Annotated in this window: 16 protein-coding genes; 2 read left to right on the plus strand and 14 right to left on the minus strand. The window is 36.1% G+C overall.

Translation table 11 applies throughout. The features are described from left to right. Positions 1-10: 10 nt before the first annotated feature. The 11 genes from HNS40_RS00760 to polA all read right to left on the minus strand — a co-directional run bounded on the left by HNS40_RS00760 (position 11) and on the right by polA (position 12,155). A complete protein-coding gene (locus HNS40_RS00760) occupies positions 11-1,711 on the minus strand; it encodes a glycoside hydrolase family 9 protein (protein ID WP_172276199.1) in 1,701 nt (566 codons plus the stop codon). A gap of 152 nt (positions 1,712-1,863) precedes the next feature. Further along, a complete protein-coding gene (locus HNS40_RS00765; protein WP_172276201.1) occupies positions 1,864-2,571 on the minus strand; it encodes a hypothetical protein in 708 nt (235 codons plus the stop codon). Further along, on the minus strand, positions 2,572-3,273 hold the full coding sequence (locus tag HNS40_RS00770; RefSeq protein WP_172276203.1) for a hypothetical protein: 702 nt from the start codon (positions 3,271-3,273) through the stop codon (positions 2,572-2,574). It abuts the gene before it with no gap. Further along, entirely contained in the window at positions 3,273-4,121 is an 849-nt protein-coding gene (locus tag HNS40_RS00775; RefSeq protein WP_172276205.1) for an ABC transporter ATP-binding protein, read from the minus strand. Before HNS40_RS00775 ends, HNS40_RS00770 begins: the two co-directional genes overlap by 1 nt. After that, complete coding sequence (locus tag HNS40_RS00780; RefSeq protein ID WP_172276207.1) at positions 4,118-4,777, minus strand: TetR/AcrR family transcriptional regulator; 660 nt, start codon at positions 4,775-4,777, stop codon at positions 4,118-4,120. Before HNS40_RS00780 ends, HNS40_RS00775 begins: the two co-directional genes overlap by 4 nt. Positions 4,778-4,991: 214 nt before the next feature. Further along, positions 4,992-5,630 (minus strand): hypothetical protein, encoded by a 639-nt coding sequence (locus HNS40_RS00785; RefSeq protein WP_172276209.1) that lies wholly within the window; start codon positions 5,628-5,630, stop codon positions 4,992-4,994. Positions 5,631-5,834: 204 nt separating this feature from the next. Then, a complete protein-coding gene (locus tag HNS40_RS00790; RefSeq protein WP_172276211.1) occupies positions 5,835-6,104 on the minus strand; it encodes a VF530 family DNA-binding protein in 270 nt (89 codons plus the stop codon). 12 nt (positions 6,105-6,116) lie between these two features. After that, positions 6,117-6,968 (minus strand): restriction endonuclease, encoded by an 852-nt coding sequence (locus HNS40_RS00795; RefSeq protein WP_172276213.1) that lies wholly within the window; start codon positions 6,966-6,968, stop codon positions 6,117-6,119. A 78-nt stretch (positions 6,969-7,046) separates the two neighbouring features. Further along, positions 7,047-8,243: a M28 family peptidase gene (locus HNS40_RS00800; RefSeq protein WP_172276215.1), complete on the minus strand. Its 1,197-nt coding sequence runs from the start codon at positions 8,241-8,243 to the stop codon at positions 7,047-7,049. A 135-nt stretch (positions 8,244-8,378) separates the two neighbouring features. Beyond that, entirely contained in the window at positions 8,379-9,347 is a 969-nt protein-coding gene (locus HNS40_RS00805; protein WP_172276217.1) for an alpha/beta hydrolase, read from the minus strand. Between the two features lie 21 nt (positions 9,348-9,368). Then, positions 9,369-12,155, minus strand: coding sequence for a DNA polymerase I (polA, locus tag HNS40_RS00810; protein ID WP_172276219.1), 2,787 nt, complete (start codon positions 12,153-12,155; stop codon positions 9,369-9,371). Between the two features lie 304 nt (positions 12,156-12,459). On the opposite strand from polA, the gene HNS40_RS00815 reads away from it, so the two are divergent. Together HNS40_RS00815 and HNS40_RS00820 are read left to right on the plus strand one after the other, a co-directional pair. Further along, positions 12,460-13,548, plus strand: a complete 1,089-nt coding sequence (locus tag HNS40_RS00815) for a chorismate mutase (RefSeq protein WP_172276336.1) — start codon at positions 12,460-12,462, stop codon at positions 13,546-13,548. A 61-nt stretch (positions 13,549-13,609) separates the two neighbouring features. After that, entirely contained in the window at positions 13,610-15,691 is a 2,082-nt protein-coding gene (locus HNS40_RS00820; protein WP_172276221.1) for a tetratricopeptide repeat protein, read from the plus strand. Positions 15,692-15,715: 24 nt separating this feature from the next. Here the strand turns inward: HNS40_RS00820 and hisS are convergent, their stop codons facing one another. From hisS to HNS40_RS00835, 3 genes are all read right to left on the minus strand, one after another. Next, a complete protein-coding gene (hisS, locus tag HNS40_RS00825) occupies positions 15,716-17,083 on the minus strand; it encodes a histidine--tRNA ligase (protein ID WP_172276223.1) in 1,368 nt (455 codons plus the stop codon). Between the two features lie 678 nt (positions 17,084-17,761). Next, positions 17,762-20,815 carry a DUF2723 domain-containing protein gene (locus HNS40_RS00830; RefSeq protein WP_172276225.1) on the minus strand — a complete coding sequence of 1,018 codons (3,054 nt, stop codon included), beginning with the start codon at positions 20,813-20,815 and terminating at the stop codon, positions 17,762-17,764. Positions 20,816-20,835: 20 nt separating this feature from the next. Then, positions 20,836-21,621, minus strand: a complete 786-nt coding sequence (locus tag HNS40_RS00835; protein WP_172276227.1) for a bifunctional 2-polyprenyl-6-hydroxyphenol methylase/3-demethylubiquinol 3-O-methyltransferase UbiG — start codon at positions 21,619-21,621, stop codon at positions 20,836-20,838. Between the last annotated feature and the right edge of the window lie 39 nt (positions 21,622-21,660).

The raw sequence follows: 21,660 nt of genomic DNA on the forward strand, positions 1-21,660 counted from the left end.
GTTTTATGGGTTATTTTCTATTCTCTTGAAGATAGGCTAAAACATAAACTGCAGGAGCATTCCAGTTGATACAAACTTCGTTAGAGGCATAAGAAGCTTCCACATCCATATAAGATTTTGCTGAAAATTCTGAAGTATAGGACACCTGTGATTTATCTTGACGGTGAGCGTTTGGTCCACCTATGATAAAACCAGGAATAGGATCTTCAATGCCATCGGCACCACTAGGTCTGTGGTGAGGGAACATCACTCTTTTAGAACCAAAACCAGTTAAGAAACAATAGGCTGTTGCATTCTTTCCGTAGATATAGTCGTTGATTTGCTCTGCACCAATCAAATATTTCTCCTCTCCAGAAATTCTATGGGCCACACATAAAATCATAGCTTGATTGAGTACATCGCTATTAGAACCCCATTCGTATCTTTCCAAGGCGACTTGATATGGATTTTCTTTTATTTGAGCTAAAATACCATCCGCTAATTTCAAATGACTTTGTTTTAATTCTTGTGCGAGTTCTAGGTTTATCAAATCTGTGTTTTCCAATAAAGAGTGAAAAGCATTATTTCTAATAAAAAACTTCCAAGAATTAGTAAGCTGGTGTTGGTATTCTTGAGGGTATTCTAAAATATAATTTAAATATTTTTGGTCTTTTGTAGTAATGAATAATTCACTTGCAGCCCAATAAAAGTCATCTTCAAATATATCATCATCGTAAGGGCCTGTACTCACATCTTCAGGATTGCTATAAGCTATATCATTATTAGCCATGGCCCATTTCCAGGCTTTTTTTGAGGAGGCTAAAGCTTTTGAGGACCATTCGGGATCAATAGTTTGGTAGAGACGAGAAGCTTGAGCCAAAACAGCAGCAAAGTTTAATGTAGCATCAGTTCCTTTTCCTATAATCATGCGCTCTAGGTCATAGTTCTCAGGCATAATGAAACCGCTAAAACCTTTTGCCGTTAGTTTATGATAAACGCCGCCATCCTTATCTTGCATAGTACTGATCCAGTCTAACTCGTATTTTAACTCGTCCATTAAATCACTTACTGAATTTCCACTCTCAGGAATATTCAAGGCTCCATCTTTAATGGCTTCGGGATATTGCTCCACTAAATATAACATTTGCCCAGTTGATAAAGCAGCATTTACAATATATTTACCATAATCTCCTGCATCGTACCATCCTCCTGGAGAGTTTAATGTTCCTTCACTTCTTCCACTTGAAGGGTGATAAGTACAATTGTCATCTGGATGCCCAGCTGCTCTTGCGAATTCACCTCCGTGTTTTTCAACAATAGCCATGGAAGCTCTTTGAAAATAATAGCTTTTAATAGCAGAATGGAGCGCTTCTTGGTAAAGGTTTTCCTTTATTTCAAAAGGATATGATGCTAATTCATCATCTATCAGAATAGTATAATTCCCAGGTGTTTTAAATTCGGAAAAATCTCCCATCATTACTTTTTCACCCGATGCCTGCCATGTGCCTTTATGGATTAGCTTTCCTGAGAAAACTACTTCTTTTTGGGCATTGAGAAGTTCGAAGCTTTCACCTTCAATATCAGCCAAAACAAATTCCTTAACAGAATGAGGATAATATCCTATCTGATTTATTCTGATGGCATCAGATATGTTAGTTTTATTGGGCTTTGGGCCATTGCAAGAAAAAAGTGCAAACGCAAGAATAAGGCTTAGAAAAATAGTCTTTTTCATAGTATCGTATTTAGTGTCATTAGTTTTGTAGTTCGCTTATTTCTCATAAGAGATTAAGTTGGTCAAATTTACAATAAATACTAAAACCCCTTGCCTTTTCTGTTGATTTATTTATCTAAGTGATACTATATATGAGTTTTATGAAATTAAATTTAGGAGAAGTGTGATTTTGAGAAGCGCCATATTAAAAGATAAAGTAAGCCGATGGAAAGCCCAAAACCAATTATAATAGGCATTAGAATCATTTCTCCCAAAGCCATACTGTTCAGAGTTTCAAAAACCCAATAAGTAGGAATAATAGCAAAAGCCCAAGCGCAGCATGGAATAAAAAAACCAACCAAGGGTATAGAAACCAATAGATTCATAAGCTTAAACCAAGTCATTCCTTCCATTTTATTCTTTGAGAACAAAGTCACAGAAAGGCTGAGAAGAGGAGCAAATAAGCCGCAAAGTAGGGAAAACAAAATAGCATCCTCTATTTTAAAGATATAGAAGGATTGTACTTGGAGGAGTAGAAAGGTGACAAGCGCAGAGAGAGTAAATGGAATCACTTGTCGGCTTGCGATAAAACCCATTTTTGAAACGGGTAATACCCCGTAAACTTTAGCCACTTGTATGTCTTTTTCATGGATAAGAACCATGCTATATATAAAGCCAAACATGGTGCTGGTTTGTAAACTGGCCCCCATCAATATATAGGAAGCATAATGCTGAACAATAGGGTATTCCTCAATAAGAGCAGGCAATCCAAATAGCACCATAGCTATAATCAATAGTGGCATAGCTAAGAATATACGTAAACTGGAATCACGAAATATCAGCTTAAAATCTGTGATGGAAAGTAAAAGGAGATTTTTCATTTAGCTTGCTTTTATAATTCGTTTCACAAAGGTTCTATAAACCACAAAATAGAGGAGGGGTATCCAGATGATGCTAGAAAGATAAGCCCAGATTATTGGCCATATTTCAGTTTGAGTATCAAAAGAAAAAACAGTTAGGTCAAGTGGTCCTTGAATGGGAGAAAACTGGAATAAGGAAATATCGCTTAGACCAAAATAATTGAATAAAGGAAGACTGAATGTTAACATGAGTGGGATAGATCTAAGCATAAAGCTTAAGAATTCGGTCGTAAAGCTCACCACAAATAAACCCAGCAAACTGAATATGATGCAAGTAAAAAATACTCCAGCCGAAAAATGCAACCACTGAACATCAAAACCCAGGATAGCCAATGTCATTCCGCTGGCACAAGCCCAACCCACTATAGAAAGTGCTATGATTTTAGAGAGTAAATAATGATGATAAGAAACAGGTGTCACGAATAAAGCAGGCAATACATTTTCGTTATGTTCCATAATCACACTTAAACCTATAAAGAATAACCCAATAATAGCTGGATCAATGTAAATTAGTAGCGTTAAAAAGGGTTCTACATTTGGTAGATCTTTAATCAAATAGAAGATGAGCGCATAAATGGCTGTAACAGCAATGCTAATGGCAATCAGGTTGTTCTTATATAAAATGACAAATTGCCAACGGATTTGAGTGATAAAGCTCTTCATTATTTTAAGTTTTTGCCCGTTATTTTTATAAAAACCTCCTCTAAACTTGCTTCTTGAGTGTGTATTCTCAGAATTTCTTTTTCCTTTATAAACTTACCGAATTCCAAATTCTCTCCCAATTTAGTCAAAGGGAATTCTGCATTCTTTCCATTTTTCAATTCTACCTTTACCAGGTCCCTACCGTGTTGGAGTTTTAGATCTGCCGGTTTTTCGGTGATGATGATTTCTCCATCTACAATAAATGAAACCCTATCACAGAGTTCATCAGCAGTGGCCATATCGTGAGTGGTGATGAAAATGGTTTTACCTAGATTTTTTAAGCTGAGGATATGTTGTTTGATGGTTTGTGCATTTATTGGATCTAAACCCGAAGTAGGTTCATCGAAAAACAAGATATTCGGATTATGCATAATGGCTCTCACATAATTCAATCGCATTTTCATTCCTTTTGAATAGGAATCTACTGGCTTGTTCGCTTCTTTTTCTAATCCAACAATTTCTAATAAGGAGTTTAGGTTCTGCACTTTTTTGGAGGAATAAAAGGCGGAAAATAATTGAAGATTCTCCAAAGCAGTGAGTTTTCCGTAATGATTGGGCAATTCAAAACCCACTCCAATATCTTGAAAATAATCGCGACCCCATTCTTTTAAATCTTTATTGTCGATACTGATTTCCCCATTATAATTACCAATGATTTTATAGAGGATCTTCTGACAAGTACTTTTTCCAGCGCCACTTGGCCCAAGAAAACCAAATATTTCTCCTTTTTCTATTTCAAAATTTAGCCCTTTTAGAGTTGGAGTTTCTCCTTTTGGATAGCTATAATCTAGGTTTTTGACTTTGATCATGATTTGTTGAATGAAGGTTTTAGTAAAATAATATAGGCATCAATGGATTTTAATAAGGACTCTTGGGTTCCTTGCAATAAGGGGAGTTCCTGATCTAAATTCTTGCCCACATCAACCTGATGTATTCTCTCCATATACTCACCAATACTAATACTGATGGTATATAGAAAGTGAGCCATTGATAATAAAGGCACATCGTTTCTAAAATGCCCCTCCTCTATTTCTTTTTTAATCATGGCTTGCATCATGACTAATGCTTTTTCTTTCCAGCTTTTAGCCAATTCTTTTATAGCTGTTGAACTTGTTAGGAAGTTGATGTGGTAGAGGAAACGGCTTTGAAGAGGATGTTCTTCATCAAATTTAATTCCTTGAACATAAAGTTCGCGATAATAGCTCCAAAAATCGGGATAGTTGGCTCTGTTTAGATGCATGATGTATTGCATCTTGGTTTGTTCGCTTTCTTCCTTGAGATAAAGAAACAGATCTAGTTTGTCTTCAAAATATTGATAAATGCTTCCTTTGGCAATTCCAAGCTTCTTGACAACAGCTGTTATAGAAGCATCCTCATAAGAGTGATGACTAAATTCGAATAAGAATGCCTGAATGATGGCCTCTTTTTTCTCTTCTTTGAGTTTGAAAAATGTTTGTTTCGGCATGAATGTGACTTGGTGGTCACAAATGTATATTAATTTTTAATACAAAATGATTATGTGGTCATGTCTTTTTGCCACGAATGCCCGAATGGAATCTTAAATGAGTTATAATATTTCACGAATTTTTAATTACTAACTCCTGGTAGTGGAATTTTACACGCAAACTTGAGCTAGCTGGAAGTAGTATTTTCTTGTCTACTAAATTTAAATACTGAATTCAATCAAAATTTATCTTTATATCACCTTCTCTTAGAAGTTCAGCTTCTCCAAAATCATGAAATAAAATAATACTCTTATTTTCTGGTATCTCATCTGAATTTACATATTTAGTTATATGCAATTTATTATTCTTTTTCTTAATTAACAAACCAGGATCTGTACCTGAAATAAAACCTTTTGTTTTAGGATAAAGTTTTTTCAAAATAACAGTTTCACCATCATTGTCTATTGGTTTCAAAGTAAAACCACTGATATCATATGGTTTAATTCCACTATAAAATACAAATACTATTAATTCATCATTATAATGACAAAAGTATTCAGGCATTACTAGATCAAAATAAGATTCATTTCGTATTACACCCATTGTAAAGCAAGTATCTTTGGAATCATCATCTAATGAATGATATGCTGAAATAACAAACACGCTATATGAGTAAAAAAAAGGTCCACTGTTTTTGTCTTCTTCAATAAAATCATCGAGAACCTCTGAGATGTTTTTACCTGTAATACTAGAGCTGGTATTTTGAGCTACAATAATAGTTGTAAGCATTAGTAAAATTATTAGAAGTCTTGGTTTCATTTTATTTTTATCAGTTTTATCTTTGCGAATCAACCTAGCTAGTGTGGGATTCATCTGTAAATAGGGAATTATAATATATCTATAGCACTAATAGATTCATTTCTTAGCGTCCTTCGCGATTAATCTTAGCGTTCTCTGCGTGGAATTTTTATATGATTCTATTATTCTTCATCAACTGCTAGATTATTCGTGTAATCGCAGTAAAAAAGGTTAGAAATTTATTCGTGAATTTGTGGCCAAACTTCTAATACTCTAAAATTACTTCTTAACTTTCTGAGGAGGAATAATCCCATCATGAAGTAATTCCAAATACAGTTCTTCTACTTGCGCTTTGGCCCAAGGAGTTCTTCGTAGAAACTTTAGGCAGGAGCCAAAAGAGGGTTCAAATTGAAAGCAATTTATTTTGACTCTTGTAGCCATCATTTCCCAGCCATAATGCTCCTCCATATGTGCTAACATGTCTTTTAGCCTCACTCCGTGAAGTGGATTATTGGGTTGTTCTTCTTTTTGGCCTTCGTTCTTTTTCATGTTGGTCTCAAATTATCCGCAAATATGGTGTAATTCATCCAATAAACGGGTCTGTTTTTTAATAGGTAAATTTAGAGGAGTTAGTAGATCCTGGTTTTTCAACAACTGCTCACAGCTTATAATATCTTTGTCCATTAAACTCAGTTTTTCTTTCTTGGTGAGCTGAGTAAGAACAGTAATTGGGAATACCTTCACTCGTTCTATCATGTCTTTTAAACCATGGCCTTGAGGATAATCCCAGGCTAGGAGCTTCATACCACTGCAATTCCCATACTTTATGGAATCTGGCGAAAAGCGAGTGTTAGTTACCACCCATGCTTTAAAAGAAAGGCCTTCAAATTCGGGCATTTGTTCTCGCTTTCTGATGATGTCATTCACACGGGAACGCACATATAAGGGAACTTGTATGCTCACCGTTTTTCCTTGGTCTTTATGGTATTTGCATTCCATAATATGCTGAATATGTTTCTTGGTAGCTACCACATCCATCTCATGAGACAAACAGTGGCCATTAACCACCACGCCAACTTCTATTTCATATCCTTGCTTGGCAAAAAGCTGACCCATATATTGCTCAAAGGGATAGCCAGTTGGACCTAACTCAAAAATCGCCTTTTTGAGTTTGTAACGCATGGCTGAACTACCCTTGTCACGCTTGAGTAGTGAGAAAGCTCGAGAATATATTTTCTTAGTGGTGACGCCATCATAAACCCAATTTTCAATATCATGAACTACACGCATGATAGATTTTCTGTCGGCTCCCGAATTATGCAAAGAGCGTTCGAGTTTGGAAATCTCGAATATTTCCTCATCTCCAGAAGCTTTTCTGATGATGATATTTTTATGAAGGATTGTATTGGTCATATCTACAAATTTAGAATCCTCTTTACCCAAATAAAATTAGAAAAAGAGGATTCCAAAAGTACGAAATCTTATGCTTTATTATTTCACTAATAATTTTTCGGTATTACTAAAATTTGTTGCTTCTATCTTTACAAAATATAAGCCTTGAGATAAACCCTCTAGAGGAAGCTCAATTTGAAAAATTCCACTGGTCATTTCACCTTGATGTAATGTAGAAATAGTTTGTCCCATATTGTTAAGAAGGCTAACTTCTGTATATTGATTTTGTTCTAGATAAAAATTAATTCGAGCATTAGATATGGCAGGGTTTGGAAAGATTTCAATCTTCCCATTTTCAGTTTTTGGCATTTCAACGGTAGATGTATTCAATATAGGAGAACACATAGATGCTAAGCTACCAATACATAGTTTCGATGCTTCAAAGAAATAATCCATGTTCAAAATAGCAATTCTATCTTGCTCTGTATGATAATAAGGATTAAAATCACCACCATAATATTCTTCTATAATTAGAACCGCTGCATAGTCATTATTCCAAAAACTAGCATGGTCAGAATATACTGTTCCTGGCAATTCAAGAACGGGAACGATATCTAGTTCATAGATGTCATTTATTTCCACAATATAATCAGCCAATTGAGTAGAATTTGCAGTGTTAGAAGTATGAATTTCAAGTACCATATCCTCATCTTGATCCCAGGAAATCATATCCATATTGATAACGGAGTGAATGACATCTCCATTTGAAGCTGCTCTTGCTGCATAATCAGCACTACCGATTAAACCAATTTCTTCTTCATCCCAAAGTGCATAAATAATAGAATATTCAAACTCCATAGTACTTAAGATACGAGCAGCTTCAATAACAGCAGCAGTTCCACTAGCATTATCATCAGCACAGTAATAATCTACTGCATCGTAATGGCCACAAATCATATAATACTCGTCAGGATAAACTGTTCCTGGTTGCACTGCATAAACATTAATACCATCCAAACTATAGGCATCCCAAGTCGTTTCTAAACCTAGAGATTCTAAAGATTCGAAGATATATTGGGCAGCAAGGTTATTTCCCCAATTGCTCACTCTGTGTTCTATTGTTGTTGTTTCGCCATTTACAATGACTTCATCTTCACCACTTAGGTTCCTCATTTGATAGATAAGAGAATCTAAATTTACAGTATTGATGACGTTTTCAATCTGAGAGTCATGGCTTTGAGCAAAAGAAAAAAGGCCTGTAAAAAGGCAGATCAATAAAAAGGAAATGTGTTTCATGGTAGGTGTGTTTTGTGAATTTTCTAAAAAATAAGCAGGTGCTAAGATAAAAAAGAAAATCTTTAAGCACTGTACAATGACCAATATATCAGTAATTTGGAAAAATTCTAAGCAAGCATGATATTAATCCTATTCTTATGGATTATGTTGCTGCCTAATAAACGAAGCAATCCAGTTTTCAACTTCTTCATGTTGTTCAATAGAAGCACCAATAAAAGCATGATCCATGTTTTTAATTTCATGGTATTCATAGTTTAAGTGCCTTTCATCAAGCTTAGTTATCAGAACACTTGACTGCTGAAGAGGTACTATTCTATCTTGATTACCATGGATGATGAGTAGTGGAGGTATTTGGGGATGAAGATAGCTTATTGGAGAATATCGAGTTGTGAAAGCCTTGGTTTTTAGGCTGTCTGCTTTTGGGTTAAAACCAAATAATTGTTCGGGAATATTGATGCAAGCTTGTAGTCTTTCTGGAGCTTTTTCTATTAAAGAAGTGATGCTATCCACCAAAGTTGTCTCATATAAACTTTCCAAATGAGTAGGGCCATAAACATCTACTACATAATCAAGCTTGATTTCCGATTTAGAACTGGGAGAAAAATCATTAACATTGGAAAAGGCCACCATCAGAGCAATATGAGCTCCTGCAGACTCCCCAAAAACACCCACATTTTCTAAATCAAACTGATACTTATCAGCATGAGTTTCTACCCATTTTATGGCGTCAAAAGCGTCGATAATGCAAGCTGGAAAAGGAGATTGTTCTCGGCTTGCTAAGGTGTAATTTGCACTCACAATAGCATATCCGTTTTCTCGCAACTGGTTGATGGTTCCATTAAATCTATTGATATTGATGGCCTCTTTGGCTCCGCCTATCCAAGCACCACCATGATAGAATATTACAACTGGATGGTTTTGATAAACCTCCTGTGTAGGCATATAGATATCCAAATTCAGGTTAGCTTTATAATTCACCTGACGAAATACCTCACCTTTAATAATAGGGGCTTCATTGTAAATAAAGAAATAGGAAAAGCCTCCTGCGATAATCAAGAAAAAAGACAGGAGGATGAAAACAAAATTTCTCAGCTTCTTATTCATGAAAATTAGTTTTAAAATAGACTAATGTGCATCCAACCAATTTTCACCTGTATTCATATCCACAACTACTGGTACTTTGAGTTTTAGTGCTTCTCGCATTTCCCTTTCTACAATGACTTGCAATGTAGGAAGCTCCTCTTTTAAGGCATCAAACACCAATTCATCATGTACTTGTAATATCATTTTCGATTTCAGTCCTGCTTTTTGCATGGCTTCATAAATACGAATCATAGCTACTTTAATCATATCGGCAGAAGATCCTTGAATGGGAGCATTAATGGCATTTCGCTCTGCAAATCCTCTAACAATAGCATTTCTAGAGGTGATGTCTTTTAAATAACGACGACGTCCCATCAATGTTTCCACATATCCTTTTTCCTTGGCAAATGCTACAGTGGAATCCATGAAAGATTTGATGCCGCTGTATTTCTCAAAGTAGTTTTTGATGATGGTAGCAGACTCTTTTCTTGGAATCCCCAACCTCTCACTCAAACCAAAGGCAGAAATACCATAAATGATTCCAAAGTTGACTGTTTTTGCATTTCTTCTGATATCGCTGGTCACTTCTTCTAAGGGCACATCGTAAACTCGACTTGCAGTAGCCGTATGTATATCAATTCCTTCATTAAAATCGTGAATCATGGCTTCATCGCCACTCATACTGGCAATAATGCGGAGTTCTACTTGTGAATAATCCGCTGCAAACAAAATATGCTCTTCATCTTGGGGAACAAAGGCGCGTCTGATTTCTTTTCCTTTTGGGGTCCTAATCGGAATATTCTGAAGGTTGGGATTGGTGGAACTCAACCTTCCTGTAGCCGCCACTGTCTGATTATAGCTGGTATGGATTCTACCATCATTTTTATTCACCAATTCGGGTAAGGCATCAACATAGGTCGACTTGAGTTTGGTGAGGGAACGATAATCGAGAATATCGCGAATAATAGGGTGCTTACCTTCTAATTTCACCAAAATTTCTTCACCAGTACTGTATTGTCCTGTTTTGGTTTTTTTGGCTTTCTCAGATAGCATCATTTTGCCAAATAAAATGTCTCCCAGTTGTTTAGGGGAGGCTATATTGAAGGATTCGCCTGCGTGTTCATGAATTTGGGTTTCTAAAGCCCTGATTCCTATCGCTAGTTCCTCCGAGAATTTTCCTAAGGCAGAAACATCTAATTTCACTCCATTTCTCTCCATTTCTGCCAATACTTTGATTAGAGGCATTTCTACTTTGGCAAATAGCTCCAATAGATTTTTCTCGGCCAATAAGGGCTCGAAATGCATTTTGAGTTGCAATGTAATATCAGCATCTTCGGCAGCATATTTGGTGATGGTTTCCATGTCCACATCTCTCATGCTTCTTTGGTTCTTTCCTTTTTTGCCAATCAAAGACTCTATGCTCATGGGTTTGTAATTGAGATAGGTCTCAGATAATAAATCCATATTGTGGCGCATATCGGGTTGAAGCAGATAATGAGCAATCATAGTATCAAAAAGCTGACCTTGTACATCAATGCCATAGGATGCCAAGAAGGCAATATCAAATTTCAGATTCTGCCCAATCTTACCAATCTTGTCCGACTCAAATACCGATTTAAACTCATTCACTATTTTATTGGCCTCCTCTAAATCGTTTGGAAGTGGCACATAAACCCCGGTGTGAGGATTAAAAGAAAAAGACATTCCAACCAGCTCATCTGTTAAAGAATCCAGCCCCGTGGTTTCTGTATCGAAGCAAAAGGCCATAGCACTATTCAAAGTTTCTATCAAATTGGCTCTTTTCTGAGGAGTGTCTGCCACTTCATATTTATGCTCAATATCATCGATGGTTTTAAGAGTAGTCGCAAATTCTTCTACTACTTCTTCAGCACCACCAAACAGGTCGGTTTGCATTCCTGCCGAAGGAGCTGCAGCAATTGGGCTAGCTGTTTCTCCAAAAACTCGTTTAGCAAAGGTTCTGAACTCTAATTCGTTGAATAAGTCGTTTAGCTCTTCTCTTTTGGGTTCGTCCAATAACAGCTTATCCAATTCGAGTTCAACAGGAACATTCAACTCGATGGTGGCTAATCTTTTAGAGATTAATACAGCTTCAATAGCATCAGCTACTTTTATCTTCAATTTAGGATTCTTAATTTCATCCACATGAGCCACCATGTTTTCCACACTATCAAATTGTGCTATGAGTTTACGAGCAGTAACAGGACCTACTCCAGCAATACCTGGAATATTATCTACACTATCACCACTCATTCCTAGAAAATCGATAACTTGTTCGGGTCTTTTGACTCCAAAATTCTCACATATTTCTTTTGGACCTAAAACCTGAGCTGGGTTTCCGCTTTTGGCAGGTTTCACCATAAAAATATTCTCACTTACCAACTGTCCATAATCCTTATCTGGAGTCATCATAAAAGTATGAAGACCTGCTTTTTCAGCTTTTTTCGATAAGGTTCCAATCACATCATCAGCTTCAAATTTCTCCACCTCTATACGCTCCACTCCCATGCCATCGATTAGGCTTTTAATATAAGGGATGGCAGCAGTGATATCTTCTGGTGTTTTTTCTCTGTTGGCTTTATATTCAGGAAAGAAATCGCTTCTAAAAGTGAGGCCTTTGGGATCAAAAACTACCGCCATATAATCGGGCTTTTCATTTTGAATGACTTCTAGTAAAGTATTCGCAAATCCTAGAATAGCAGAGGTGTTAAGCCCCTTTGAGTTGATTCTTGGGTTCCTATTTAAGGCGTAATAAGCCCTGTAGATGAGTGCATAAGCATCTAATAAATATAGTCGTTTTGGTGTTGGCATATCTAGTTTTTAAATTGAGGGTAAAGATATGGCTTTTTGAGGAATGCCAACATTGAATAAAGTTAGATTTTGGGGTCTATAAGTATCTGTCATAAAAGGAGGATTCGGGCTTTATCAACAAACACTAAATAGAAGCTACACAAAACACATTTTTTTAGGTCTTTGATAAGAAAACGTCAAATATGAGGCTTTGGTAGTTTTGAAAAACAAGGAATTTACTTTTGTAAATGACAGTTTTCAAAACAAGAGTAACGAAGTGTTTGGCGTCTTCTTGAAAAGACTAAATAATCACTACTTTTGCAGCATGAGTCATGAATTGGATATTTTACCTTTAGAAGAATGGTGTAATGAGAGCCGCCAGCCCTTATATATTAGTGGACCTTGTAGTGCAGAAACTGAGGAGCAAACTATAGCTACTGCAAAAGAGATTGATACCATAGGGAAAGTGAAGATTTTTAGAGCGGGAGTTTGGAAGCCTAGAACTCGGCCCAATTCTTTTGAAGGAATGGGAGAGGAGGCTTTAAAATGGTTGCAAACTGTAAAAGCGGAAACATCATTAAAAACTGCAACAGAGGTGGCACATCCTAAGCATGTAGAATTGGCTTTAAAATATGGTGTTGATGTATTGTGGTTGGGTGCCAGAACAGTAGTGAATCCTTTCTCTGTGCAGGAAATTGCAGATGCGTTAAAAGGGGTTGATATTCCTGTGATGGTAAAAAATCCATTGAATCCTGATGTTTCATTATGGGTAGGTGCTTTAGAACGAATCAATCAGGCAGGAGTTAATAAGTTGATGGCAATTCATAGAGGATTCGATTTTCTGAAACGCTCCCCTTACCGAAACGCACCCATGTGGGAGATTCCCATTGAACTCAAACGAAGAATTCCAGAATTACCTATTATCGTTGACCCCAGTCATATTGCTGGAAAAAGAGACTTATTGTTTGATGTGGCTCAACGAGCATTAGATTTAGATATGAATGGTTTAATGATTGAAAGTCATATCAATCCAGAACAAGCATACACAGATGCTGCCCAGCAGCTTACACCGGAAAATCTGGGGATTATGTTGGAACGTTTAGTAGTAAGAAGGCAAAAAGGGAATTATGACTTCCAACATAAACTAGAAGAATACCGATCAGAAATTGACAAACTGGATGGAGTATTAATTGAAACCTTAGCCCAAAGGTTTAAAATTATAGATGAAGTAGGCGATTATAAGGTGAATAATAATATCGCTATTTTTCAGGTCAAACGATGGTCGAATATTCTATTAGACAGACTGGAAAATGGTGAAAATCAGGGTATAAGCAAGAATTTTTTATTAAAGGTCTTGCAATTGGTACATAAGGAATCTATCATTCGACAATCCAAGAAATATAAAGAGGAATAAGGGGCTTTTCTTTTTGCATTTTTCCATATATTTGACGTTTAGAATTTTATCCTGCTTACCTATGAAGAAGACGCATATATTTTTCATCCTCTTATTTGCTATTCATTCCTTTTCAATAGCAAATATCACTGACAGCTTGAAGATTATCCTTCAACATCCCCGAATTACTCCTATTGAAATGGCTGAAATACAGCAAGAAATAGCTCAGAACTATTTTGAGGAGAAATTATATGATAGCGCTGTGATTTATATAAGGAAATCGGTGCAGGCTTATGCTATTGAAGGAACATTACAACAACAAGCTTCTGCTTTGCAATTAAATAATAGGATTTTAAGTAAGCTGGGCTATAATAAGAAATATCTTCCTTCTCAACATCAATTGATTAAGCTTTTGATTCAAATTGGAGATTCTAATGCTTTGGTTTCTGGATACGACAAATTGGGCTATGCATTTCATCAGCTCTATATATTTGATAGTGCCATCTATTATTATAATGAGGCTTATAAAATAGGGTCACTACTAGGCGACCAAAAGTTTCTGATGGATTCTTATAATAATATCAGTCAGGTATATCAATATCAAGGAAATCATGAAAAGGAGTTAGAGTTTTGTAAAAAGGGTTTAAAACTAGCACAAGAGAGTGAAAACCTTTTTGATCAGGGAACCTTTTATCATAATGCCGCCATCGCCTTTAAATTTTTAGGCCAAAACGATAGTGGATTAATTTATGCAAAGAAAGCATTAGCCATTAATAAAAGTATTTCAAATACTGATAGAGAAGCTTTAAATAGAACGGCTATTGGGATGCTTTATGCCATGAATAACCAGATTGAAAAGGGGATGGAGCTATTCCTAGAGAATCTTCAATACCATACCAAAGTAGGTAATCAAATGGAGCTTCAAATGGATAACTATAACTTATCTTATAGTTATTATTTCCTAGGAGAATATGAAAGTGCCATTAAATATGCCTTTGAATGTTTGAGGATTTCTAAGCTCATTTCCGATGTAAACCTAGAAATGGAAGCATATGATTTATTATCACAATCCTACAATGGTTTAAAAAATGATTCCAAAGCATTAATGTATTTTAAGAAATACCATTCTTTAAATGATAGCCTAATCAGGAGTACCAATTTTGAAGTGCTTTCAAAGATTCAATCAGAATACGAATACGATAGAAATGAAAGCGAGATTAAACTTCTAAGTACTGAAAATCAATTAAAGGAGAGGCAGGTAAATAGTGTAATATCTACTTTGGTTATTATTGTGATTAGCTTAATCATTCTTATCGGTGTTTTGCTGGTATTATTTAGGAAATTCAGAAGGATAGAGGAGTTGCATGGAAAGCTCAATAAGAGTTATCATGATATTACAAAAAGCCATGAAAAGTTGAAGGAATTTGAAACCAATACTTCAAAAGAGTTAGCGTTTGCAAGATCACTTCAAGATAGTTTCTTTAATGACTCTTCTGATTTGGATAAAATATTTAAACATGTTTATTATAAATCCTATTCAGAAAAGCCTATTCAGAACTCCTTCCTATGGGGACATAAACTGGGTAATAAACTATATTGGGCCATAGTAAACATTGAACAAAAGCAGATTAAAGGAGCCTTCACTAGCATGTACCTTTATAATATGCTTAATAATGTATATTTTGATAAGAAATATTCTAATGTAGAGTCATTTATGAGATTTTTTATCAATAAGGTGGATGGGCCTTTTTCGGAGGAAGCTGATTTTGGAGGTATACAGATGTACTTTTCATGTTTAGATACCAAGAAACTAGAGCTGGAATTCGTAAATATTGGTGTTCAAACAGAATTGCTTAGAAATACCAAAGTTTGGAATTTCAAACCCGCTTCTATGACTATGGAATCAGATGCTCAGCAACAGTTAAAGGTTCATCATGTACAATTACAAAGTGACGATCAGTTAATGTTATTTAGTAAGAATTGGAGTCAAAGAAAAGATTCGGATGCCTACTCTGCCGCTTTCGCTATGGATAAACATACGGATATAGGATCTTCTGAAACGGAAAGAATAGAACAGTTTGTAAAAGAGATACAAAGTGATTCCGAAATAGATGAATTCATGTTTTTCCACCTATCTGGAATTAAAAGTAGTTTAGACCATTAATCTTGGTAACTCGAGGATTTGAGGTTATTTGCTGGCTAGTTTAATAAGTTCTTCCATGGTCATATTGCACTGTTCACCAGTTTCCATGTTTTTAACTGATAGGACATTTTTTTCCATTTCGTCTCCACCAATCATCACTACAAAAGGAACATTTTTATCATTGGCATATTTCATCTGCTTCTTCATTTTAGCTGAGCTAGGATAGAGTTCGGCATTGATGCCATTTTTGCGAAGTTTAGAAACTAATGGAAGACAGTATTTCTCTTCATCACTACCGAAGTTCACAAAGAATACCTGAACAGAATCCTCAGTATGTTCAGGATATAAGTCTAATTCGTTTAATACATCATAGATTCTGTCAGCACCAAATGAGATTCCAACACCACTAACATCGGGCATTCCAAAGATACCCGTAAGGTCATCATAGCGACCTCCTCCAGTAATGCTTCCAATGGCAACATCTAAGGCTTTTACTTCGAATATGGTTCCGGTATAATAGTTTAGTCCACGAGCTAGAGTGAGGTCTAGTTCTACTTCGTTTTTTACTTCTAATCCTTCCAGGTAGTCTAAAACAGTAGTCATTTCTTCTACTCCTTTTACTCCGATTTCGCTACTGGCTAAAAGCTCTTTTAGTTTTTGGAGTTTTTCAGCGTTGGTACCCGATAAATTGATGATGGGTTGTAATTGTTCTATGGCTTTAGGGGATACTCCTTTGACTTCCATTTCCTTATTTACGCCTTCTAAACCTACTTTGTCTAATTTGTCAATAGCTACAGTGATGTCAATGATTTTGTCAGCTTCACCTACAAATTCGGCTATTCCGCTTAAGATTTTACGATTGTTTAGTTTAATAGAAACATTAATCTTTAAATCTTGAAATACATCATCAATAAGTGAAACCAAATCCACTTCATTGAGCAGAGAAGTGCTTCCAATCATATCAGCATCGCACTGATAAAACTCACGGTAACGGCCTTTTTGAGGACGATCGGCACGCCAAACAGGTTGTATTTGGTAGCGTTTGAAAGGGAAGGTGAGCTCATTGCGGTGCTGCACTACAAAGCGAGCAAAAGGCACTGTTAAATCATAACGTAATCCTTTTTCACTAATTTTAGTAGTGAGTTTATTGCTGTTTCTCTTGTTCAACTGATCCTCAGAAACTTTCGAGAGGAAGTCACCCGAATTTAAAATCTTGAATAATAATTTATCACCCTCCTCTCCATATTTACCCATTAAGGTAGACAAGTTCTCCATAGCTGGAGTTTCAATGGCACTAAATCCATAACGTTTAAAATGCTTTCTAATAGTGTCGAAGATATAGTTACGACGAGCCATTTCATTCGGATTGAAATCTCTAGTTCCTTTAGGTATGCTGGGTTTTTGTTGTGCCATTTGTCTTATTTTTATTGGATTGCAAAAGTATAAAGAAAAGATGGAATAGTGGAGGAGAAAGTTTTTTTTGAATTTAATAGTAAACAGTGAAAAACGAACAATTATTAGCGAATCAATAGTGTCCTATTGATTAATAGAGATTTCTCGCTACGCATTGAAATGACGGTGTTTTGGCAAAGAACAGGAAGAAGGGGCTTGCTTTTGACATTGCAAAAAGCAAGCCCCTTCTTCCTCTCTATCACCTTATAATACGCTGTATTTCTGAACGAAATGCATTGAAGTGAAGAATCTTTTTTAATAGGAAACTTGCTTTGGACGGTATTGTTAGCGAACCGTGAATGACTTACAGTTAGTGGTTTTTAAATCTTGTTGATTAAGATGTCTTAAAAAGTATGCTATAAAAATGTAGCCATATGCCCTTTTGAAGAGGATATAGAGGGTTTTTGGATAGAATATCTTTTTCGAAGAGGATATAGAGGGTTTTGGAAATACAGAGTAGAGGATATGTGAGTTTAGCAATATTCTCCTTGTTTTTTGCTACCAAATATATACAAAAGCCTTACCAAAGCCTTTTGAAAATTAACTGCAGACAACTTTGGTAGGACTTTGGCATACCTTGTTATGGCTGAAAAAAAGGCCACCAAAATGGTAGCCTTTCAAATATCATAGGTAAGAGGACTAATAAAAATTAATCTCTTCTTTAAATGTACTGTCTATTTTGGTGCTTATATCTAGTTGTTTATACTGACGAGTGGATTGTGCCATACGTTGTAAAACACCTAAAGCTGTTTGTTGATCCTGCAATAATAGCTTTTTATACTCTGGACTTAATGAATTGATATAATTCAATTCATCCACAAAATAATCATATAAAATCTCTACTACCTCATTCCCTTTTTCAATAGCTCCAGCTTTATAATAAGCCTCGGCATAGGGTAACATATACATATCGTAATTTACCTTGTGGTGTGGATAGTTTTTTTGATAAGTATCTAATGCCTTAATGGCTTTTTCCATCTTACCTTGTTCTATCAATACTTCAGCCACTCTGAGGAAGTTGTTTTTAGGGATACCACTGTTTCTAGAGCTTTCTCTATCAATAGTTACATCGTCTTTATAAAGATTACCCCAATTGGCTTTGTTGACCAATAAGTCATAAGCTTTTTCAGCATTAACACCACCCATGCCTTTGATTAAACCATCGGCTTTATAAGGCAATAAACGATAAACAAATCCTTCTAAATGCATATAATCACCAAGGCCAAGAACCTTTCTTACTGCATTTGGATTGGCGAAATATATTGGTCTTTCCCAGTTATTAGTGGCTATGAGGTCCAGTAACATTAAATCGTTTTTATAGATGGCGCTTCCGCTTAAGTTCCACTCCAGTGCTTCTGGTACCTCATCAACTTTATCAGCAGGAACTAGACCTGCATTGATCAGATATTCCTTGTCCAATGTTAGTTTCACTTTTCGAGTAGGGATATAATTCATTTTGTCTCCTCGCTGTGTTCCTAATTTAGTAGACGGATCGTCACTCTTAATGAAATCAACTATTTGTCTGAGCTCAAAGGTGCCTTCCACTTTAGGATAAATAGGTACATAGGAATTGACGCCTTTATTATATTTTTCTGGCTCAATAGAAAGCGGAACTTTCTCTGAATCATAAATCTTTCTTTGTAATTGGTGAACATACCAAGGTCCCGAAGAAAGCATATAGTTCACCACTCTAATGTCTGTTCTGATGCCTTCTACTTCTTGAATATACCAAAGTGGGAAAGTATCATTGTCACCATTCACAAAAAGAATAGCATTGGGTTCACAGGATTCTAAATAGTTGATGGCAAAATCTCTTGCTGTAGTTTTTCCACTTCTGTCGTGATCGTCCCAACCTTCGCTGGCTAATAATCCAGGAACAGCCACCAAGGTGACAGCAAATACTCCAGCCGTAGCCATCCTCATATTCATTTTCTTGCTCAAGGCATCTATGAGTGCAAAAACTCCCAGTCCAATCCAAATTGCAAAGGCATAATAGGAGCCCACATAGGCATAATCCCTTTCTCTAGGCTGATATGGCGTTACATTGAGGTAGACGATAATGGCAATACCAGTCATCACAAAGAGCAGGAATACCACCCAAAAGTCTTTCATGTTTTTATTGAAATGGAAGATGAATCCTATCAATCCTAAAATGAGCGGTAGGAAATAGAAAGTATTACGAGCAGGATTTTGAGCCGCAAATGGTAATTCGCTTTGATTACCCAATCGCATAGCGTCGATGAATTCTATTCCACTTATCCAATTCCCATTCCTGATATTGGGTTGTGACTCAATATCATTCTGACGACCGACAAAATTCCACATAAAGTAACGGAAATAGGAATGACCAAGTTGATACTGGAAGAAGAAGCGGAGGTTATCGCCAAAGCTTGGTTTATATTCTATCTTCTCTTGTCCATCGGCTCCCATCACTCTTACCGCTCTTCCTTTGGAAGTTAAATAGTTTTTGTAGATGCTGATGTGCTCAGGCTTGGTATTGCTCCACATTCTTGGAAAAACAGAAGATAATTCTGGATTATACTGAGGCTCTGATTGCTCTCTTTTATCAGTAATCACATATTTTCCGGTATTCTCATCTCTAACATAAACTGGTGTTCCGTCTTTCCATTCGGTAACATCGGCATTATAATATTGCCCGTGTCCTAAAGGCCAAGAACCATACTGCTCACGCAATAAATAAGATAATAAACTAATGGCATCTTTAGGATCGTTTTCATTAATTGGAGGATTGGCATTGGCACGAATGGCCAAAATAAAGAAAGAAGAATAGCCAATCATAATGAAAGTTAAGCCAATAACTGCAATATGAGCAATTTGGTATCTTCTCTTATAAGTAAACATCCATGCCCAAGCAATGGCAGCTATAAGTGTGATGATGAATATAAAAGAACCAGAGTTAAATGGTAAACCTATGGAGTTGACAAAGAAAAGCTCGAAGCTTCCGGCCATTTTTACCGTCATCGGAATAATTAAATACATGATAAAGGAGAGAATGATAACTCCAATCAAACCAGCTAAAACAAAACCTTTGAGGTCAACTTTTTTATATTTCTTGAAATAAACTACGTAGGTAATAGCAGGGATAGCCAACAAGTTCAATAAGTGAACTCCAATAGATAATCCCACCATATAGGCGATTAAAATCAACCAACGATAAGCATAAGGTGTATCCGAAACTTCTTCCCATTTTAATATGGCCCAAAATACTACAGCGGTAAATAAACTGGACATGGCATAAACTTCACCTTCAACAGCTGAGAACCAGAATGAATCGGTAAAAGTAAAAGCTAAAGCACCAATAATACCAGAAGCGAAGATTGCATAAGCTTTATTATCAGTCATTTCGCCACTGGTTAGTTTGCGAGCAAAACGAGTGATAGTCCAGTATAAAAGCAAAATAGTAAAACTACTAGAAAGAGCCGACATGAGGTTAATCATATAAGCCACATACTGTGTGTTTCCAAAAGCAAAAAGGGTAAAAAAGCGGCCCAATAATTGAAAGAAGGGTGCCCCAGGAGGGTGTCCTACTTCTAGCTTATAGGCTGTTGAAATATATTCTCCACAATCCCACCAACTGGTAGTAGGCTCTAGTGTCAATACATAAACAACAGTGGCAATGGCGAATATTACCCAACCAATGATGTTGTTGAACTTTTTGTAATTGAGGGTCATAGTTTTTTATTTTGTAATTCTTAATCTTCTTTTTTCTGAGCAATCATAAACAAATCGAGGCATTGGTCGTTGGCATCGGCTAAATAATAATCGTTTAGTTTTACCGTAGTACTAAGGCCAGTATTACCTTTGTGTAGCTTCTTTCTATTCATCCTATTTAAAATATCATAGGGGATTTGAAGAATACTACGAGGTAATTTATATTGCAAATTGAGGACATCGAAGCGTGTGAATTTCCTCACCGATTTTTTATTGGCTTCGTAATATTCCATTACTTTTTCATTCCCAAATATGCCTTTCATTTCCACTTTGTGAAATATGCCATTAAGCAAGTCAAAAAGCTCCTCTGGTTTATACTCCCGAATATGCCAAGGGTTTCTCGTTAAAGACATCTTGATATTTGGAGTAGTTAGAATGAGTTTTCCCCCAGGTTTTAAAACCCTGAAGAGTTCTCTGCTGAAGAAATCATCATCTTCAATATGTTCAATCACCTGAAAGCTAACAATAAAATCGAAGGTATTGTCTTCTATTCCATCGAAAGGAGGAACATTCATTTGTTGAAAGGTGATTTTTGAGAAATCAGGAAGTTGGGGATCGATAGGTGTATTATACTTATCGATAGCCATATATTTAGTTGCTTTTGGCGCCAAAAGTTCCATTCCGTAACCTTCGCCACATCCTACTTCCAAAATATGTCCACTCACGAGTTGAGCAGCTTGGTCGTAGGCTATCATATGCCTTTGATGTAGCACATTATCGGTGATTACTTTTGCAGAATGCCTTTCAGCTGTTTGAAATGAAGCCATTATTTATTTTAGGTACATATAATAAAACGCACAAATTTA

Origin of the sequence: Lentimicrobium sp. S6, assembly GCF_013166635.1 — a bacterium.
Lineage (GTDB): Bacteria > Bacteroidota > Bacteroidia > Bacteroidales > UBA12170 > UBA12170.

What these genes read in the sequence shown, in the direction of transcription:
- HNS40_RS00805 (WP_172276217.1), bottom strand. Translation starts at nt 9,347, where the DNA reads ATGAATAAGAAGCTGAGAAATTTTGTTTTCATCCTCCTGTCTTTTTTC.
- HNS40_RS00765 (WP_172276201.1), bottom strand. Translation starts at nt 2,571, where the DNA reads ATGAAAAATCTCCTTTTACTTTCCATCACAGATTTTAAGCTGATATTT.
- HNS40_RS00820 (WP_172276221.1), top strand. Translation starts at nt 13,610, where the DNA reads ATGAAGAAGACGCATATATTTTTCATCCTCTTATTTGCTATTCATTCC.
- HNS40_RS00780 (WP_172276207.1), bottom strand. Translation starts at nt 4,777, where the DNA reads ATGCCGAAACAAACATTTTTCAAACTCAAAGAAGAGAAAAAAGAGGCC.
- HNS40_RS00800 (WP_172276215.1), bottom strand. Translation starts at nt 8,243, where the DNA reads ATGAAACACATTTCCTTTTTATTGATCTGCCTTTTTACAGGCCTTTTT.
- HNS40_RS00760 (WP_172276199.1), bottom strand. Translation starts at nt 1,711, where the DNA reads ATGAAAAAGACTATTTTTCTAAGCCTTATTCTTGCGTTTGCACTTTTT.
- hisS (WP_172276223.1), bottom strand. Translation starts at nt 17,083, where the DNA reads ATGGCACAACAAAAACCCAGCATACCTAAAGGAACTAGAGATTTCAAT.
- HNS40_RS00770 (WP_172276203.1), bottom strand. Translation starts at nt 3,273, where the DNA reads ATGAAGAGCTTTATCACTCAAATCCGTTGGCAATTTGTCATTTTATAT.
- HNS40_RS00835 (WP_172276227.1), bottom strand. Translation starts at nt 21,621, where the DNA reads ATGGCTTCATTTCAAACAGCTGAAAGGCATTCTGCAAAAGTAATCACC.
- HNS40_RS00790 (WP_172276211.1), bottom strand. Translation starts at nt 6,104, where the DNA reads ATGAAAAAGAACGAAGGCCAAAAAGAAGAACAACCCAATAATCCACTT.
- HNS40_RS00775 (WP_172276205.1), bottom strand. Translation starts at nt 4,121, where the DNA reads ATGATCAAAGTCAAAAACCTAGATTATAGCTATCCAAAAGGAGAAACT.
- HNS40_RS00815 (WP_172276336.1), top strand. Translation starts at nt 12,460, where the DNA reads ATGAGTCATGAATTGGATATTTTACCTTTAGAAGAATGGTGTAATGAG.
- HNS40_RS00795 (WP_172276213.1), bottom strand. Translation starts at nt 6,968, where the DNA reads ATGACCAATACAATCCTTCATAAAAATATCATCATCAGAAAAGCTTCT.
- HNS40_RS00785 (WP_172276209.1), bottom strand. Translation starts at nt 5,630, where the DNA reads ATGAATCCCACACTAGCTAGGTTGATTCGCAAAGATAAAACTGATAAA.
- HNS40_RS00830 (WP_172276225.1), bottom strand. Translation starts at nt 20,815, where the DNA reads ATGACCCTCAATTACAAAAAGTTCAACAACATCATTGGTTGGGTAATA.
- polA (WP_172276219.1), bottom strand. Translation starts at nt 12,155, where the DNA reads ATGCCAACACCAAAACGACTATATTTATTAGATGCTTATGCACTCATC.